The following is a 17,789-nucleotide window of genomic DNA, read 5'->3' on the forward strand; positions in this document are numbered from 1 at the left end:
GGCACACCACGACCGACGAGTATCCCCGCAGAGGTCCCGAAAAGGAGATCGGAAGCAATGAACGAGCAGCACACTGTCATCTATGGCATCGGTGTCTCGACCGGTACGGCCAGCGCTGAAGTAGTAAAGGTACTCCCCGCCCCGGGAGTTGATACTCAAGAGCCGTCGTCGACCGATCCCGTCGCCGATGGTGAGCGCGTCCGCGCGGCGATGGCCAACGTCGCAGAGTCGCTGAAGAAGCAGGCTGAGCACTCCAGCCCGCAGGCACGTCCGATTCTGGAGGCCACTGCGCAACTGGCTTCCGATAGGGCGCTCGCCAAGGCCGTGGTGAAGAAACTCAAGGCGGGTTCCGGCGTCACCCAGGCCGTTCACGATGCCGTTGAGGACTACGCGCAGCTCCTAACCAGTCTCGGTGGCTACATGGCTGAACGTGTCACCGACCTCTACGATGTTCGCGACCGCACAATTTGCGAGCTGCGTGGCCTGCCAAAACCGGGCGTCCCGGATGTCTCCACCCCAACTATTCTGCTTGCCGACGATCTCGCGCCCGCCGAAACCGTGGGTCTTGACCCCGAGTTGGTCGTAGGCATTGCCACCGCTGGTGGCGGGCCGACCAGTCACACGGCTATCCTCGCAGCACAGCTGGGCATTCCAGCCGTCGTTAAGGCGAAGGGCGTCATGGAACTCGAGGCCGGAACCTTCGTCGCCATTGACGGCGGCGCCGGTGAGGTGATTGCGAATCCGACCGCCGATGAGGTCGCCGCGTTGGAAGAGCGCGCTCGACGCCGGGAAGCAGCCCTAGCGCAGTCTGTGGGCGCAGGCAAGACCGCTGATGGTTACCCGGTGAATCTGCTGGCCAACATTGGTACCGCGGAAGATGGTGAGTCTGCGGCAGCGCAGGATAATGAGGGCACCGGCCTGTTCCGTACTGAGTTCCTTTTCCTCGACCGCGACAAGGCTCCGAGTTTGGAGGAACAAACGGAAACCTACACTCGTGTGCTGAAGGCATTCGGTGAGCGACGCGTGGTTGTGCGCACGCTGGATGCGGGTGCGGATAAGCCGCTGAGCTTTGCCGACCTAGGCGAGGAAGAAAACCCGGCGCTGGGTCGCCGCGGACTGCGCCTGTCGCAGGCTCGGGAAGATTTGCTGGATACGCAGCTGGATGCACTCGCCGCTGCGTTTGACGCCACCGGGCGCAAGGCTGACCTACGGGTTATGGCTCCGATGATCGCAACGGTCGAAGAAACAAAGTGGTTTGCGGACAAAGCGCGTGAGCGTGGCCTGCCGAAGGTCGGCATCATGATTGAGGTCCCCGCAGCAGCGATTCGTGCGAAGCAGCTGCTGTCCATTGTGGACTTTGCCTCCATTGGTACTAACGACTTGTCGCAGTACACTATGGCGGCCGACCGTATGCAGGGGGCTCTGGCGGATTTCCTATCTCCATGGCAGCCGGCTGTGCTGCAAATGATTAAGTCCGCATGCAAGGGCGGCAATGCTACCGGCAAGCCCATTAGTGTCTGCGGTGAAGCCGGCGGTGACCCGCTGCTGGCACTGGTCCTGGTGGGCCTCGGCGTGAGCTCGCTGTCCATGGCTTCCAAGAAGGTGCCGGCCGTCCGCGCCGCTCTCCGCCTCCACGACCGCGCTACCTGCCAGCAGATGGCAGCATACGCTGTCGATGCCGAAACTGCGGCCGATGCGAAGGCCGCAGTGACCGCGCTGGTGGATCCGAAGGTGAAGGATCTGCTGTAGAGCGACGGAATTAGCACTAAGCCTGGCGTACACACGCTGTCAGCGTAAACGTGTGCGCCAGGCTCTTTCTCTTATGTTCGCTGCCCCATCACAGGCAGCAAATTTTCTGGGAAATTTCTTGATTTTCTCTCTCTCGAACGCCCCATTAGGATAAATAGAGTGCCTTCGTCGGCACCACCAACGCCGTCGAAGCCCCTTAATAATTCCAATAAAGACGGCTCATACAAGCCGCAACTTAATTCACGCATCAGGCTCCACCCAGCCCGTGAAAATTCACAATTTCACATTAAGAGTGTCAGTTTTCGACATCGTGGCCTTTCATCTACATGGGCACACGAACTGCAATTGCGCTGTTGTAACGGGCGTTTGCGCCACCGCAGCACAGGCAACAACGGCGTCGCCACAGCAGCTTGCAGCATCGCCCTTGACCTTACGGGCGACACTAATTTAGAAAGAACACAATTCTCATGACCAAGTCGAGCGGAGTGGAGTCCCCGAAGTCTTTCGCTTCCATTATCGTTGTTACAGCTCTCATGCTGTTTTCGATGTTCTTCGGCGCGGGCAACCTCATCTTCCCGCCGAAGCTCGGAGTGGATTCCGGTACCAATTTTGGCCCCTCAATCACCGGCTTCCTGCTCACCGGTGTGGCGTTGCCAGTTCTGGCCATCATCGCCATCGCCATTTCAGGCAACAACCTGCGTGACCTAGCGTTTCGCGCGGGCCGCATCTTTTCCTTAGGCTTCCCGGTAATCGCATACCTTTCCATCGGTGCTTTCTACGCTCTGCCGCGTACCGGTGCCGTGTCGTACGAAACCGGTGTCCAGCCGATTTTCGGCAGTGATTCACTGGCCGTCGCTGCGGCCTTCTACTTTGTTTTCTTCGGTATCGCCTTAGCACTTGCGTGGAATCCGAATGAAATTGTGTCCAAACTGGGCAAGATCCTCACCCCGGCTCTGCTAATTCTCTTGGTTGTATTGGTTGGAATGTCGGCATTCAAATTCGATGCCGCTCCGGCTGCGCCAATTGAGAAGTACTCCTCTACCCCATTTGCCTCCGGCCTGGTCGAGGGCTACCTCACAATGGACTCCATCGCCGGCCTGGCATTCGGCATCATTGTCATTTCTGCCCTCCGCGTCAGCGGTGTCCCAGAGGGCAAGCGTATGGTTCGCGGCACAATGATCTCAGGCCTGTTCGCCGGCATTTTGCTGGCCATCATCTACTTGGGTCTGGGCTATGTCGGCCAGGTGCTGCCGAATGCCGCCTCCTTCGATAACGGCTCGGGCATTCTCGCAGAGGCTTCCAAGCTGGCCATGGGCCAGGTCGGACAAATCGTCTTCGGCCTCATCGTTCTGCTCGCATGTATGACCACGGCTGTCGGCCTGATTGCCGCCACCAGCGAGTTCTTCAACCTGCTACTTCCGGGCATCAGTTACAAGGCATGGGCGATTATCTTCACGGTCATGTCCTTCGTAATGGCAACACAGGGGCTGTCTCAGGTACTGGCGATTGCCGCGCCAATCATCACCTTTATTTACCCGCCGGCTATCACGCTGATTGCACTGACTCTTCTCGACCCGGTCATTTCCTACTCCTTCAAGCTGCATTACACCTACCGCCTGGGCGTCTGGGTTGCCACCATCTGGTCGGGTATCTCGGTGCTCTCCGGTTTGGGTGTCGGTGGTTCTGCTTTGGCGGACTTCCTCAGTCTCGTACCTGGTCAGACCATCGAGTTCGGATGGTTCCTGCCAACTCTGGCAGCGACGGTAATTGGTTACGCAATTGACGTCGTCACGCGAAAGCAGCGCGCAAATCGCCCGGCGAGTGTGCTTGCCGACGAGACCGTTGCAGAAGAGGTAGCCGAAAAGGCGTAAAACCACACCCGGTTATTTGCGTTGCATAACGTAAATACCGCACGCTAGAGAAGTAAATTCCATCCGAACAAGGATTGACTATGAGTACCCGAATGCGTTTTACGCAAACGCTCCTATTCCGCGTTATTGTCGCGATTATTCTGGGCATTGTCTGCAGCTTTTTCTTCCCGGAATGGCTGGCTCGAATTTTTGTCACTTTCAATGGCCTCTTTGGTAACTTCCTGGGCTTCTTTATCCCGGTGCTGATTTTTGCCCTCATCACGCCGGCGATTGCCAGCCTGGGCCGCGGCGCCGGAAAGTGGCTGGGTATTACCACTGCTATCGCCTACGGCTCGACGGTGTTTTCAGGCTTGCTGGCCTACGCCGCCACCCAGGGGCTCTACCCTTGGCTGCTCGGCGCTGACCAAGCCGGCGCATCGGTGGATATTGATGAGGGCGCGCTGGAGAGCTTCTTCAATGTGGAGATGCCACCGCCGTTTGACGTCATGACCGCCCTGTTGCTGGCTTTCACGGTCGGTGTGGCGATGACCACCGTGAAGTCGGACTCGCTCTACCGCGGTGCGACGCAGCTGCGCGACGTGATTATGAAGATCATCTCGGCGTTTATCATCCCGCTGCTGCCGATTTACATCTTTGGCATGTTCCTGTCTATGGGCATGAACGGCAACCTGACCACGACGCTGTCGATGTTCTTCAAGGTGCTGCTTCTGGCAGTCATCGGCACCGTGCTCCTGTTGGCAATCCAGTTCTCCATCGCTGGCGCCATCGCTGGCCGTAGCCCGTGGACGTCCCTGAAGAACATGCTGCCGGCTTACGTCACCGCACTCGGCACCTCCTCCTCGGCCGCTACCATTCCGGTGACGTACAAGGCCGCGCTGAAGAATGGTGTCTCGGAGAAGGTCGCTGGCTTTACCGTGCCGCTGTGCGCAACCATCCACCTGGCCGGTTCGATGATGAAGATCACGCTGTTCGCGTTTGCGGTGATGTTCATGGCGGACAAGCCGCTTTCGCCGGGCATGGCCATCGGCTTCATTCTCACTTTGGGTATCACCATGATTGCGGCTCCGGGCGTTCCGGGTGGCGCAATTATGGCCGCGGTCGGTGTGCTGCAGTCCATGCTGGGCTTCGATCAGGAGCAGGTCGCTTTGATGATTGCCGCCTACATCGCCATCGACTCCTTCGGTACCGCATGTAATGTCACTGGTGACGGTGCAATTGCCATGATTGTTAACCGCTTTGCCAAGGATGATGTCATCGACCGTTCCGAAGAGCTCAGCTTCGACGCTGAAGAGGCCAATTCCGCATCTTCCACAACCGAGGCCTAACTGGCTTCGGTGCATATGTAAAAATTAAAGAAAACATCCACCGGTCAACCCCGTCGCAATCTTTCAAAAGGCCTTCTTATGGGCCGATGCGGCGGGTGTTGGCATACATGTAAGGGGCCCGCCTTGGACTTCATTTCGACTCGCGACCCAGAGCGCACGCCGCACAAGTTCTCAGACATTCTCCTGGGAGGTCTCGCTAACGACGGTGGCCTCTACCTGCCGGTCGAGTACCCACAGGTTGACGATGCCACTTTGACGCGTTGGCGCTCCGTGCTTGTCGACGACGGTTACGCAGCCTTGGCTGCAGAGGTCGTCAGCCTTTTTGTGGACGACATTCCACTGGAGGATTTGCGCGGTATCTGTGCACGGGCGTACACCTACCCGAAGTTCTCCGATCCGGATATTGTGCCGGTGACGAAGCTGGAAGATCAGCTCTACATCGGTCACTTGTCCATGGGCCCCACAGCGGCATTCAAGGATATGGCGATGCAGCTGCTCGGTGAGTTCTTCGAGTATGAACTGGCTCGTCGTGGCGAGACCCTGAACATCCTCGGCGCCACCTCTGGTGACACGGGTTCCTCGGCCGAGTATGCAATGCGCGGCCGTGAGGGAATCAGCGTGTTCATGCTAACTCCGGCTGGTCGAATGACCGCGTTCCAGCAGGCTCAGATGTTTGGTCTGCAGGATGCCAACATTCACAACGTCGCCCTCGACGGTGTCTTCGACGATTGCCAGGACATCGTTAAGGCGGTCTCCGGTGACTTGGAGTACAAGGCCAGCCGCCACATTGGCGCAGTCAACTCCATCAACTGGGCTCGCCTGATGGCTCAGATCGTGTACTACGTCTCCTCGTGGATTCGTGTCACTGGCGGCAACGGTGCTGAGGCGAACAACGCGCAGAAGGTCAGCTTCAGTGTGCCGACCGGCAACTTCGGTGATATTTGCGCCGGCCATATTGCGCGCCAGATGGGTGTGCCAATTGACCGCCTGATTGTGGCTACCAATGAAAACGATGTCTTGGATGAGTTCTTCCGCACGGGTGCCTACCGCGTGCGCAGCGCTGCGGAGACTCAGGCTACCTCTTCCCCATCGATGGATATCTCCCGCGCGTCTAACTTCGAGCGTTTCATCTTCGATCTGCTGGGGCGCGATGCTGAGCGCACTGCAGACCTCTTTGGTGTCAAGGTCAAGGAGGGCGGCTTCTCTCTTACTGCTGATCCGATCTTCCCGGAGGCTTCTGCCCAGTACGGTTTCCTCTCCGGTCGCTCGACTCACGCTGACCGCGTCGAGACCATCAAGGACTGCTGGGAGCGCCTAGAGGTCATGGTCGATCCGCACACCGCTGACGGCATCCACGTCGCCCGCGGCCTGGTAGACCAGGTATCCACCCCAATTGTCTGCCTGGAGACCGCTCTGCCGGTAAAGTTCTCCGAGACCATCCTGGAGGCCACCGGACGCGAGCCGGACTGCCCGGAGCGTTTCGCGGACATCATGAATGCCCCGCGCCGCGTTACTGAGCTGCCGAATGATGTCGATGTGGTGAAGAAGTTCATCGACGACAACGTGGCTTAAAACCGGGCATAGCCCAACCTCCCCCCCATCCGCGCAGCAGCGATGTGGAATAGTGCCCTCTTTTTTAAGGGCAAACGGCATTATCTTGGGCTATAGGGCTGTTATTACCCCCGTGATTACCTCACAATTGTTCACATGAGTTTCACTCGAGTTAATAGCCGTCCTATGCCCCACGCGCCCGCATCTTCCCCGCAGGAAGGTTCCCAAAAGACAACCACGGTCTCGCGGGCGCTGGCCGACACACTGGCCCAGCACTGCGACCACTGCTTCGGTCTCATCGGCAACGCGAACTCCCACTTCACGTCAGCCCTTACTGAATCGGGATTCGGCTACTCCTCCGTCCGACACGAATCGGCTGCTGTCGGGGCCGCCGATGCATTCCACCGTGCAGGTGGAGGGCTTGCCATCGCGACCGCCACTTGCGGCGCAGGATTTACCAATGCGCTAACCACTCTGGCCGAGGCTCGAGTAGCCCGTATTCCGCTAATTTTTGTCGTCGGCACGCACCCGGAACGCCCACGTCCCTTTGACCTTAATCAGGCGGCGCTCCTCGACGCCCTCGACGTCTGTCATCGCACCGTTACTCCCGAGTCCGCGCTTGACGACGCAAACTTTGCGGTCCAGCACGCACTGAGTTCTCGGCAGCCTGTCGTGCTGCTGCTCCCCTATGACATCCAAGAAGCACCGATTACGGCATCTGCGTCTGAAACACAGTCGACTAATCAGGAGCATCTGCACACCGGCCGACCAGAATGGTTGGAGTCAACTGTCGCGTCGCTGGCCGAGGAACTGCAAACTGCCCGTCGCCCACTCATTATTGCTGGTAGAGGTGTGTTGCTCTCTGGTACCGCAGATCTAGTTCGCCGCATCGGGGACGGTGCGGGGGCACTGTTTATGCACTCAGCGATGGCTCGTCATGTGCTTTCCAGTCCGTGGCAGATTGGCACCGTGGGCGGTTTTGCGCACGCGTGGCAGGTGGAGCTAGCTCGACAGGCCGATGTGGTGCTGTTCCTGGGAGCAAGCTTCAACGCTTTCCAAAACCGTGGCGGCAACATGTTTGCACCGGACGCGAAGATTATCCAGGTTGTCGACGAGCCCCATCCCGCTGCTCAGCCGTCGGTGACACCGCTATTGGCTAAGTTGGAGGAACTTCTGCCCGTACTGGCAGAGCAGCTGGAGAAGTCCCGGGGGTCGTCGTCAAGCACATGGCGTGCGGAGTTGAAGACACTGCCGACGACAGCGGAGGTCGAGTCGCTGACGTGCGCGGATGGCCGGTTGGATCCGCGGGCGTGCCTGCAGTATCTGAATCGTATCCTGCCCAATCAGCGCGCTGTGTGTACTGACGGTGGCCATTTCCTGGGGTGGGTTCCGAAATATCTTGATGTGCCTGGTCCGCAGCAGCAAGTGATTGTGGGCACGGCGATTCAGTCAATTGGTTTGGGCATGGGGTCACTTGTCGGCCTCGCGGCGGCACGCCCCAAGGACTATTGCGTGCTAGTCGCCGGTGACGGTGGCGGCACGATGGGTATTGCGGATTTACCTGCGGCGATTGAGCAGCTGCGGCGTGGTCGTGGCGGTTGCGTGGTGTTCATTAACGATGCTGCCTATGGCGCGGAGCTGCACCAGTTTGGCGATGTCGGGTTGGACACCTCGTCCATGGAGATTGCCGACTACGACTTCGCCGCAGTCGGACGTGCCTATGGCGCTCACGGTTTCAGTGTCGGCGAACCTGAGGACTTTGCCCAACTCGACGCCTACTTCCATGACGTTTCCAACTCCGATGAGGCTTCCGTTGCCGTAATTGATTTCAAGGTCTCACGGCTGGTGGTCGCGGACTTCGTGAAGGAAGTTCTGGCTAAGGCACAAAGGTAGTTTGCCGCAGGCATGATCGGGGCCATCTAGGCCCCGGTGCGACCCCTCTTCAGGCCGGTTGGTTGATGGGGTCTACAATGTGGCGAGTGGTAAAGCAGCGTAACGGTAAAGATAAGATTTCATCAACAGATCAGCCCGCCACAGCGGTGGCAAAGGACCCGCGCGAGCACGTCACTGGCCGCGCGATTGCCGTCTGGCTGGCGGCGCTGATTACCTACATCGTTGCCATCGTCGGCCGCACCTCCATGGGTGTCGCTGGCGTCGAGGCGCTCGATCGCTTCCATATCAACGCCTCCCAACTCGCGCTGTTCACCGCCGTGCAGGTTGGCGTCTACGCCCTGGCGCAGATTCCGACGGGCATCATCATTGACCGCGTCGGCGCCAAGAAAACGATGGTCGTGGGCGCACTGATCATGGCGCTAGGCCAGGTCATCATCGCGTTTACGACATCGTATCCGCTGGCTGTCATCGCTCGTGTGTTCATCGGCGCCGGCGATGCCACCGCATTCCTCGGTGCGATGCGACTGCTTCCCGCGTGGTTCCCACTGCGCGTCACTCCGCTGTTCACGCAGCTCACGGCTGGTCTTGGCCAGCTCGGCCAGTTCATCTCTGCGGTCCCGTTCCTCGCGATTCTGCACGCCGCGGGGTGGGTGCCCGCGTTCTTGTCGCTGAGCACCGCGGGTCTTCTCATCGCTATCGTAGGCATGATCGCGCTTGCCGACGTCCCGGAGAACTCCTCCACAGCCAAGATGTCACTTCGTAAACGCCGCGCCGCCGAGAAGGCCGCGAAAACGGCTGCCGATGGCGGAGCCTCTGCCGCAGCCGATGAGAAACTAACTATCGGCCAGACTCTGAAGATTGTGACCACTCACCCGGTGTGCTGGCAGGGTTTCTTCACTCACTGGACTGGTTTGATGCATCAGTGCATCTTCACATTGCTGTGGGGCATGCCTCTGATGATGCTAGGTATGGGTCTTAAGCCCTCCGAGGCCAGTGTGGTGCTGGTCGTTAACACGCTGTCAGTAATTATCGCCGGGCCGTTGATGGGCATGGTCTCGGCACGCACCGGCCGCGACCGTATCAAGGTTGTTGTCGCAATCGCGTTTATCAACATGGCCGTCTGGCTTGTGTTCCTGGCACCGAGCAACCCACCAGCGTACTGGGCAATTATCGTAGTCAACATCCTAATGGCCGGTCTTGGTGCAATGTCCAACTTCGGCTTTGACTCAGTGCGCGAAGAGGTCGATCGCAAGGTACTCGCCACCGGCACTGGGTTGGCGAATATGGGCGGTTTTGTGGCCACCATGCTCGCTGCACAAGGTGTCGGCTTCCTGCTGGATATTGCAGCTCCCGATGGAAATTACACCTGGGAGACCTTCCGCATTGGCTGGTTGGCTGTCGTCGGTGTGTGGGTGATTGGTTTCGTTGGCCTGCTGGTTGCAAAGCGTGCGGCGGCACGCTTTGTCGCCCAGCAGAGCCGTTTTGAGCTGGAACCTACGGAGTAGGAACTACAGGAAGTCGAGAGACGGAGCGGCTAGAACAGCGAAAGCTGCTCTGGTCCTTCCAGTCCCTCCGAGTCATCCGAGTCCTCCGATCGCCCAGAGGAGTCTGCGCGGCCGCTATCCGCCGTGCGTTCGCTGCCATCGGTCTGAGCACCATGGGAAGCGCGCTCACCGGTGTCAGTTTCGGAGGCTGCGTTCTCCGGGACGTCGTCAAGCGAAGGCGTTGATGCTACGGCCTCACGCTCATACATTTCCTGCAGCTTCTCGGTCTTGGTAATGCGGACTAGCTCGGCGTAGATGACCAGCTTCATAGAACTATTGACCAGTGGCCCCAGCTGGGAAAACAGGACATCGACGTCGCCGTCAACCGCGAGGCAAGCGCGACGCAGGCTCTCCTCGGAAATAATCCAGCGAGAAGTTTCCGCGCAGGTTTCGCGGTCGCCGATGAAGTCCAACGCGAGGGCAACCTGGTTGCTGGCGACGCCATCCAATGTGGCAGCCAGGCGCTCGTTAGGTGCGGCATCCTTGAACAGGCGGGCAATCTGGACTGCCTCCGCCGTCGGCACCTGGCCAGCGGCATACTCAGCGATGAGTTCGGCCATGCGCTGAGCACCGACGTGCTGATCAGTCAGCCAGATGTCGTGCAAGGCATACATGATGGCCATGGCTTGCCAGGAGGCGTGCCCATGATAGAGAATACCCAAGATGCCGGCCTGCTCCAGCAGCCAACCGACCATCGCTTCCCCATCGGCGCCATTGCGAGCGCAGAGGTTGTCGACATTCCAAGCCATATGCCCTTCGACGCAGCAGCCATAGAACTTCTGATCTTCCTCCAGCTGCGCGGCCAGTGACACTACTTCACGCGCGGCATACGGGTAGCCGTAGGCAAGGGTGGCATGCGACAGATCATCGACGCCCATGGTCACCCACGGAAACTCGCCGTGCCACGGACCGCGACCAACGAGGAAGCCCGCCGCGAGATACGCCCATCGGGTCGAGGCATCAGCGTTGTACCAGTACTGCAGTGCGCGCGGCGTCGGATGCCCGCTGTCAGCGTGAATCAATCCCGCGTTGACCAGCATCTCCACAATCCAGGGCGCCGCGAAAGCACTCGCCCCTATTGACGCTGCGAAGTCCTGAATCCACAGCAGGCTCGATTCCTCATACATGTGCAACGGGTCCTTCAGACGTCCGTCGCCGCTGCCCGCAGCATCCATAAACGCCGAAGCAAACGCCACCGCAGCCACCGAAGCTTCGGTCAATTCCTTTGACTCCAGCGTTGCCGGGAAAGACTCCGTCGGATGCGGCTTACGAATCGACCACATGTCGCCCTTGAGCGCCAACGCGACTGCGCCCACCAGGCGGGCAACCACTGTCGATTCGTTGCGTGCTTCCGATTCTTGCTCAAATGTCGGCATCGCCGGTTCTTCTAGCACAGTCAGCAGCAGACGCTCTTCGGCCCAGCGCACCGCGTCGGCACGTAGTTCAGACCACATATAGGAGGGCAAGTACTTCTCGTCGGTTGCCATCCAGCGCAGCTCATTGCGAATATCCACCGGAGCTGTCATCACCAGAGCCCGCACCTTCACCGGATCGCAGAGGAAGCCTGCAATGAGCTCCACCTGGCGAGCCTGCACATTCCGCACCGTTAAATCGCTGGCGTTCAGGGCTCGCGGTGTGCCCTCTCCCGGCGCGTTATCCGGCTCCAGCCCCATGCGCTCCATACGGCGACTCAGCACATCCGCTGGCATATTCGCCACTAAGTCGGCGACGCGGAAGCTAAGGCTCGGTTCCGCCGGGAACACCTCCGAAATATGTGGCGGCACATGCCACACGCCCGCCGGTTCCTCCCACACGAGCCCCTGGCGCTGGCCACGGCGTAGCACATGCTCAAGCTGCTGCTTGCCGACGCGACGACGCTTGCGGTCAACGCCCTTCGGCGTATCGTGCGCCATCACGTCCGCATCCGATGCCCAATAGGCCACTTCTGTGAGGGTATCCAGCGATGCGGAATCCTCCAGAATATGAACCAAGTGGGCCACATCGAGAACATCGGGATCACAAAAAGACAGCGCCGTATGCGCTGAATCCTGTGACATCAGCAATTCCACCGCCTCTTGCCCAGCAGCTGAGGTATCAGCGGCTGGGCACGTGCGGCTCAATAAAAAACGCAGGTCAGTGCCATCGAGGTTGAGAATGAAATCCTCATACCTAGGGCGTACCGAGTAATCGACGTTGCGTTCCATAGCCCACCATTATGCCCGGTCGCCGTGCTAAGACAAAGGCTGCACCCCGCTGCCACATATTGAGCCTCGCAGCGAGGTGCGGCAGACCTCTGCCCGGCCTACTCGTGGTCGGGGTTCTCCTCACCCCAAAACACACGATTGACGACACGGCTGGAGTGACGAGTCAGACGCAAATAGTGCTCAATAAAACCGTTGGAATCCGATGCCTCCCACCCCGCCGCACCGGCGACCTGAGTCAGCTGACGCCCCGGCTGGGGCAGCTGATCCGTGCGCTTACCACGGGTGAGCACCAGCGCATTGCGAGCATTCGTCGCCATCAGCCAGGCATCCCGAAGTGCGTCGGTATCCTCCGCATCTAGAATTCCGCGGTCTTTCAGCACTTCCAGACACTCCAGCGTCGACGTGTTGTGCAACTCCGGCACCTCGTGGGCATGCAGCATGATTAGCAGCTGCACAGTCCATTCGATATCGGTCAGTGCACCGGAACCGAGTTTGGTGTGGGTACGGCGATCGGCTCCGCGAGGCAGTCGCTCGGAATCAACACGCGCTTTCATACGACGGACATCGCGGACCATCTTGGCATCAGCTCCGCCCTGTGGGTACCTCAGCGGATCGATGGCCTTAAGGAAGCGGGTGCCCAGGTCTTTGTCGCCGGCAATCCAGGTAGCCCGTAGCAGTGCCTGAATCTCCCAGGTTTCACCCCAGCGCTCGTAGTAGGTCACATAGGAATCCAGGGTCCTGACAATCGGGCCCGAGCGTCCTTCTGGGCGCAGGTCCACGTCGACCTCCAATGGCGGGTCCTGGCTTGGCTTTGCCAGCCGACGACGCAACGAGTCACAAATCCTGGTTGCCCACTTGACCGCCTCGGAATCGTCGACAAGCGGCGCTCCATCGGCGTCCTTGCGGGGTTCACAGATGAACATCACGTCGGCATCGGAGCCGTAGCCCAGTTCAGCACCGCCGAGTCGCCCCATACCGATTACGGAGATAATGCCCGGGACCTCCGAGTCAGGATGCTCCAGCGACCACGCACGGATTTCGGCGGCGAGGGCAGCTTCGAGTACGTTGTCCCACACCATCGACAGAGAATGACAGACCTCTTGCACATCCATCAGTCCGAAGAGATCTGCGGAGGCAATGCGCGCGAGCTCTGCACGGCGCAACGCACGTGCCACACCAATGGCCTTAGCTGGACTGTTGTGACGAGCAGCCGCTGCGACCAGCGCACGCCCGACTGCATCGGAGTCGGTATTCAGTAGCTTCGGCCCGGACGCGCCGTCGCCGAACCGTTTAATTACGTCCGGCGCACTCATAATCAGATCAGACGCGTACGGCGAAGAACCGAGCACCCGCATCAACCGCTGGCCGACGACGCCCTCATCGCGCAGCGTACGCAGGAACCACGTTTCGTCGTGGAGCTTCTCAGAGAGCTTGCGATAATTGAGCAGACCCGCGTCGGGGTCTGGCGTCGACGATAGCCACTCCATCAGCGTCGGTAGCAGCATCGCCTGAATACGCGACTTGCGCGAGGTGCCCGCCGCCAGCGCAGAAAGATGCTCGTAGGCGCGATCCGGGTACTGATAGCCCAGCGCGGCCAGCTGGCGCTTTGCCGCATCGGCCGATAGCTGCAGGGTTCCAATGTCCTGCTCCACCACGGAGTTCAGCAGTGGACGGTAGAAAAGCTTGTTGTGCAGGGAGCGGATCTGTGAGCTGGCCAGTCGAACCTGCTTGGCCAGCGGTTTGCTGGCATCGGTGCCGCCCTCACCGACGATGCCAGAGGCGCGACCGAGCCACTGAAGAGCTTCGGTGTCGTCGTCGGCAGGCAACAAATGCGTCCGCCGCATCTTTTGCAGCTGCAGGCGGTGCTCCAGCAGACGGACGAACTCGTAGGCGTTAATCAGCGCGGCACCGTCTTCGCGACCGATATAGCCAGCCTCGACAAGTGCGTCGAGTGCCATCACAGTTGGCAGCACGCGGAGGCTATCGTCATAGCGACCATGGACCAGCTGCAGCAGCTGCACCGCGAACTCGACATCACGCAGACCACCGCGACCGAGCTTGAGCTCTCGGTAGCGAAGCTCTTCGGGGACGTTTTGGACCACACGGGCGCGCATGCGTTGAACATCATCGACGAAGGATTCCCGCTGAGAGGCGGTCCACACCATCGGAGCTAGAGCATCGATGTATTCGCGGCCCAGCTCGATATCGCCTGTCATCGGCCGCGCCTTCAGTAACGCCTGGAACTCCCAGGTTTCAGCCCACCGCTTGTAGTAGGCGACGTGGGAATCCACGGTGCGTACGAGTGCACCCGACTTACCCTCCGGTCGGAGATTCGCGTCGACCTCAAAGAAGCAGTGGCAAGAAATCCGGATAAATTCGCTGGCCAAACGGGTGGCTCGGGCATCCGCCGGCTCTGCGACGAAAATGACATCCACATCGGAGATGTAGTTCAGCTCTTCCGCACCGCACTTGCCCATGGCGATTACGGCCAGGCGTGTTGAGACCGGCGACGAAGGAAAGACCTGTTGCACCGCGACAGAGAGTGCAGCCGTCAACGCCGCATCAGCCAGATCACTGAGTGCCTCCGAGACCTGACGGAATGGGACTTGTGGCTGTCCCGGACGGCGAGGGCCCCGTGGGTACGTGCCAGCCAAGTCGTAGCACGCAATACGCATAATCAAGTCGCGGTAGGCGCACTGCATCGCAACTTCGGCCTCACGGCCGGTTAGCTTCGCACGGTACAAACCGGGGCCTTCAAGCGTGGCGGGCGCAACGACGGGGTTGCGATACTCGGGATCCTCCTGCTTTTCCAGACTGGCCTCATCAGTGAGTTCGATGACCTCGGGCACAGCCCCGACGCTGGAGAGCATCTCGCGGAACATGTCTGCCTCAGTTGGAAACTCAGCTTGGAGCAGAACCCACTTTTCTGGGTGTGCAACCAGGTGATCGCCCAGTGCACTCGAGCCGCCGAGCAGCGCAAACATACGCGTACGTAGCGGCACCTGCTCGCGCATGGCTTCATCGAGACCGGACCAGGTGGCCCAGTTCTCCAGCTTTCCCTGCTGCTCCAGCTCGTCGAGAGCGCCTTTCAGCCGCACTAGCGCCATAAGCGCCAGCTTGGGGTCGCTGGCTCCGGCAAGACCCCACAACAGATGTAGGGACTCCTCGTTGTACCACCCCAAATCTTCCAGGTCAGCCCGCGTCCGATCGTCATTACGCAAGCCCAGCGCTGCGGGCCGCGGCACTGATTGGCGAGATGTGCGAGGTCGATTCATCACCATTGAAACTGGTCACCCAAAAAACAAATTAAAGACGAAAAAGGAAGGGGGCGGTACGGGGAAACTAGTAATCCAGAGTTGTGCGCAGCTCCCACTGCGTCACCTGACGCTGGAACTCGCGCCACTCGCGCCACTTATTGAGCAGGAAGAACTCGTAGACATGGTCACCGAGAGCATCGGCCACCAGATCGGAGCGTTCCATCTCCTGCAGCGCCACCTCCAGGGATGTCGGCAAATCGCGGTAGCCCATCGCACGTCGTTCCCGCTTGGTCAACTCGGAGATGTTGTCCTCTGCCTGCTCCGGAAGCTGGTAGCCCTCCTTAATTCCCTTCAAACCGGCGGCCAAAATCACCGAGTAAGCAAGATACGGGTTACAGGCCGAGTCCAAGGAACGAATTTCCACCCGGCGCGAATGTGCCTTACCCGGTGAGTACATGGGCACACGCACGAGAGCCGAGCGGTTGGCCATGCCCCATGTCGCGGACGTCGGAGCCTCATCGCCAAATGCCGTGCGCTTGTAGGAGTTGACCCACTGATTGGTCACAGCGGAAATTTCGCTGGCGTGAGTCAGAATGCCGGCAATGAAACCCTTTGCGGTGTCGGAGAGCTGGTTTTCATCATCCGGGTCGTGGAATGCATTAGTGTCCCCTTCAAAGAGGGAAATATGAGTGTGCATGCCATTGCCCGGCAAATCCTGGAAAGGTTTCGGCATGAATGTCGCCTGCACACCGTTTTTCATTGCGATCTGCTTAATGATGTAGCGGAAAGACATCACGTTATCCGCCATAGTCAGCGGATCGGCGTAGCGCAGATCGATTTCCTGCTGACCCGGCGCATTTTCGTGATGGGAGAACTCCACAGGGATTCCCATGTCTTCCAACACCGTGATCGCTTCTTGGCGAAAGCGGGGTGCGCGGTCGTAGACCGCCTGGTCAAAGTAACCGCCATTGTCCGTTGGCACCGGCGGCTTTCCATCAGTAGCCAGGCTCTCTACTAGGAAAAACTCAATCTCCGGGTGGATGAACGCGTGGAAGCCCTCGTCGGCAAGCGCCTTAATTTGGCGGCGCAGCACCTGGCGTGGATCTGCCCACGACGGCTGACCATCGGGCATGACGATGTCGCAGAACATGCGCGCGGACGTGATTGTGTCTTCTTTATGCAGACGCGGCATGACCTGGAACGTCGAAGGATCCGGTTGCGCGATAGTGTCAGCCTCGGAAACGCGGGAAAAGCCCTCCACCGCGGAGCCATCGAAACCAATGCCCTCTTCAAAGGAGCCCTCGAGCTCAGCCGGTGCGACGGCAACGGACTTCAGATACCCCAAAATATCGGTAAACCAGAGGCGGATATAACGGATATCTTGCTCTTCGATTGCGCGGAGGACGAATTCCTGCTGACTGTTCATACTTTCCAACGTTACCCAGGTGCCCGGATTCGCGGTACACATTTTGACCATCCGGCGTGGCTAGCCAACTGCCGCGCCCGTGTCATAACCGCTGCCCTCGTGGCCTCGAATTGCGGGTGACTATGGCATGCTCTATTGACATGAGCGGAAAAAAGATTCGTCTGAATAATCTGGCCGAATGGAAGGCTGAGTCTCGCCCCTGGGCAATGCTGACTTGCTACGACTACTCCACCGCGCGCGCTTTTTCCGCCGCCGGTGTCGAGCTGCTGTTGGTCGGCGACTCTGCAGCAAACGTTGTCTACGGCTACGACACCACCACCGAGATCTCGCTGGAAGAAATGATCCCGCTTGCTCGCGGTGTCGTCCGGGGCGCTGGCAACGCACTTGTGGTTGCCGATTTACCCTTCGGCACTTACGAGGCCTCCGATGAGCAGGCCGTGCTGTCCGCCGCGAAGATGATGCGCGAAACCGGCGCACACATGATCAAGATCGAAGGTGGCGTGCGTATCGCCCCGCGCATCCGTGCGCTGGTCAACGCCGGCATTCCGGTCATGGCGCACATCGGTTTCACCCCGCAGTCCGTCAACGCGCTGTCCGGTTTCAAGGTCCAGGGGCGCGGTGCGGGGGCGGACCAGCTGCGTGCCGACGCCCATGCGGTAGCCGATGCTGGTGCCGCGGCCGTGGTCCTTGAGATGGTGCCTGCGGATCTGGCCACCGAGATTACCCGCGAGCTATCCATCCCAACCTGTGGCATTGGCGCTGGTAACCAGTGCGATGGCCAGGTTCTCGTCTGGCAGGATGCCTTTGCAGTTCCGGCCGATGGCCGCAGGCCGTCGTTTAGTTCGGTGTTCGAAGAGGTCGGCGAGATGCTGACCAAGGGAGCGAAGCAGTATGTCGACCAGGTGCACTCCCGCGAGTTCCCTACTGAGGCGCAGAACTTCTCGGGTTAGCTCTTCGATTCGGGGGTAG

General features: G+C 59.6%; 10 protein-coding genes. 7 read left to right on the forward strand and 3 right to left on the reverse strand.

Annotation, left to right across the window (positions count from 1 at the left end):
* The first annotated feature begins 57 nt into the window (after positions 1–57).
* The 6 genes from ptsP (at position 58) to HMPREF2920_RS06155 (ending at position 9,894) form a co-directional block, all read left to right on the forward strand.
* A complete protein-coding gene (gene ptsP / locus HMPREF2920_RS06130; RefSeq protein ID WP_049170190.1) occupies positions 58–1,749 on the forward strand; it encodes a phosphoenolpyruvate--protein phosphotransferase in 1,692 nt (563 codons plus the stop codon).
* A gap of 467 nt (positions 1,750–2,216) precedes the next feature.
* On the forward strand, positions 2,217–3,620 hold the full coding sequence (brnQ, locus tag HMPREF2920_RS06135; RefSeq protein ID WP_070549801.1) for a branched-chain amino acid transport system II carrier protein: 1,404 nt from the start codon (positions 2,217–2,219) through the stop codon (positions 3,618–3,620).
* A gap of 80 nt (positions 3,621–3,700) precedes the next feature.
* A complete protein-coding gene (locus HMPREF2920_RS06140) occupies positions 3,701–4,945 on the forward strand; it encodes a dicarboxylate/amino acid:cation symporter (protein ID WP_049189588.1) in 1,245 nt (414 codons plus the stop codon).
* A 123-nt stretch (positions 4,946–5,068) separates the two neighbouring features.
* The gene (gene thrC, locus HMPREF2920_RS06145; protein WP_049189589.1) at positions 5,069–6,517 is read left to right on the forward strand and encodes a threonine synthase; all 1,449 of its coding nucleotides are present in this window, start codon (positions 5,069–5,071) and stop codon (positions 6,515–6,517) included.
* A 135-nt stretch (positions 6,518–6,652) separates the two neighbouring features.
* Positions 6,653–8,389, forward strand: a complete 1,737-nt coding sequence (locus HMPREF2920_RS06150; RefSeq protein WP_224783788.1) for a thiamine pyrophosphate-binding protein — start codon at positions 6,653–6,655, stop codon at positions 8,387–8,389.
* Positions 8,390–8,466: 77 nt separating this feature from the next.
* The gene (locus HMPREF2920_RS06155; RefSeq protein WP_070566899.1) at positions 8,467–9,894 is read left to right on the forward strand and encodes an MFS transporter; all 1,428 of its coding nucleotides are present in this window, start codon (positions 8,467–8,469) and stop codon (positions 9,892–9,894) included.
* Positions 9,895–9,923: 29 nt separating this feature from the next.
* On the opposite strand, the gene HMPREF2920_RS06160 is transcribed toward HMPREF2920_RS06155, so the two are convergent.
* From HMPREF2920_RS06160 to HMPREF2920_RS06170, 3 genes are all read right to left on the reverse strand, one after another.
* Complete coding sequence (locus HMPREF2920_RS06160) at positions 9,924–12,137, reverse strand: hypothetical protein (protein WP_049189592.1); 2,214 nt, start codon at positions 12,135–12,137, stop codon at positions 9,924–9,926.
* A gap of 98 nt (positions 12,138–12,235) precedes the next feature.
* A complete protein-coding gene (locus HMPREF2920_RS06165; protein WP_049189593.1) occupies positions 12,236–15,418 on the reverse strand; it encodes a bifunctional [glutamine synthetase] adenylyltransferase/[glutamine synthetase]-adenylyl-L-tyrosine phosphorylase in 3,183 nt (1,060 codons plus the stop codon).
* Positions 15,419–15,479: 61 nt separating this feature from the next.
* Positions 15,480–16,820 carry a glutamine synthetase family protein gene (locus HMPREF2920_RS06170; RefSeq protein ID WP_005511085.1) on the reverse strand — a complete coding sequence of 447 codons (1,341 nt, stop codon included), beginning with the start codon at positions 16,818–16,820 and terminating at the stop codon, positions 15,480–15,482.
* 140 nt (positions 16,821–16,960) lie between these two features.
* Here HMPREF2920_RS06170 and panB point away from each other — a divergent pair, with 140 nt between their 5' ends.
* Positions 16,961–17,770, forward strand: a complete 810-nt coding sequence (gene panB, locus HMPREF2920_RS06175; RefSeq protein WP_224783789.1) for a 3-methyl-2-oxobutanoate hydroxymethyltransferase — start codon at positions 16,961–16,963, stop codon at positions 17,768–17,770.
* Positions 17,771–17,789 lie beyond the last annotated feature (19 nt).

This window comes from Corynebacterium sp. HMSC075F02 (assembly GCF_001838335.1).
Lineage (GTDB): Bacteria > Actinomycetota > Actinomycetes > Mycobacteriales > Mycobacteriaceae > Corynebacterium > Corynebacterium jeikeium_D.

Bases quoted from the DNA above. Each gene is read 5' to 3' on its own strand.
- HMPREF2920_RS06165 (WP_049189593.1), bottom strand. From the start codon at position 15,418: ATGGTGATGAATCGACCTCGCACATCTCGCCAATCAGTGCCGCGGCCC.
- HMPREF2920_RS06160 (WP_049189592.1), bottom strand. From the start codon at position 12,137: ATGGAACGCAACGTCGATTACTCGGTACGCCCTAGGTATGAGGATTTC.
- HMPREF2920_RS06140 (WP_049189588.1), top strand. From the start codon at position 3,701: ATGAGTACCCGAATGCGTTTTACGCAAACGCTCCTATTCCGCGTTATT.
- panB (WP_224783789.1), top strand. From the start codon at position 16,961: ATGAGCGGAAAAAAGATTCGTCTGAATAATCTGGCCGAATGGAAGGCT.
- ptsP (WP_049170190.1), top strand. From the start codon at position 58: ATGAACGAGCAGCACACTGTCATCTATGGCATCGGTGTCTCGACCGGT.
- HMPREF2920_RS06150 (WP_224783788.1), top strand. From the start codon at position 6,653: ATGAGTTTCACTCGAGTTAATAGCCGTCCTATGCCCCACGCGCCCGCA.
- HMPREF2920_RS06155 (WP_070566899.1), top strand. From the start codon at position 8,467: ATGTGGCGAGTGGTAAAGCAGCGTAACGGTAAAGATAAGATTTCATCA.
- HMPREF2920_RS06170 (WP_005511085.1), bottom strand. From the start codon at position 16,820: ATGAACAGTCAGCAGGAATTCGTCCTCCGCGCAATCGAAGAGCAAGAT.
- brnQ (WP_070549801.1), top strand. From the start codon at position 2,217: ATGACCAAGTCGAGCGGAGTGGAGTCCCCGAAGTCTTTCGCTTCCATT.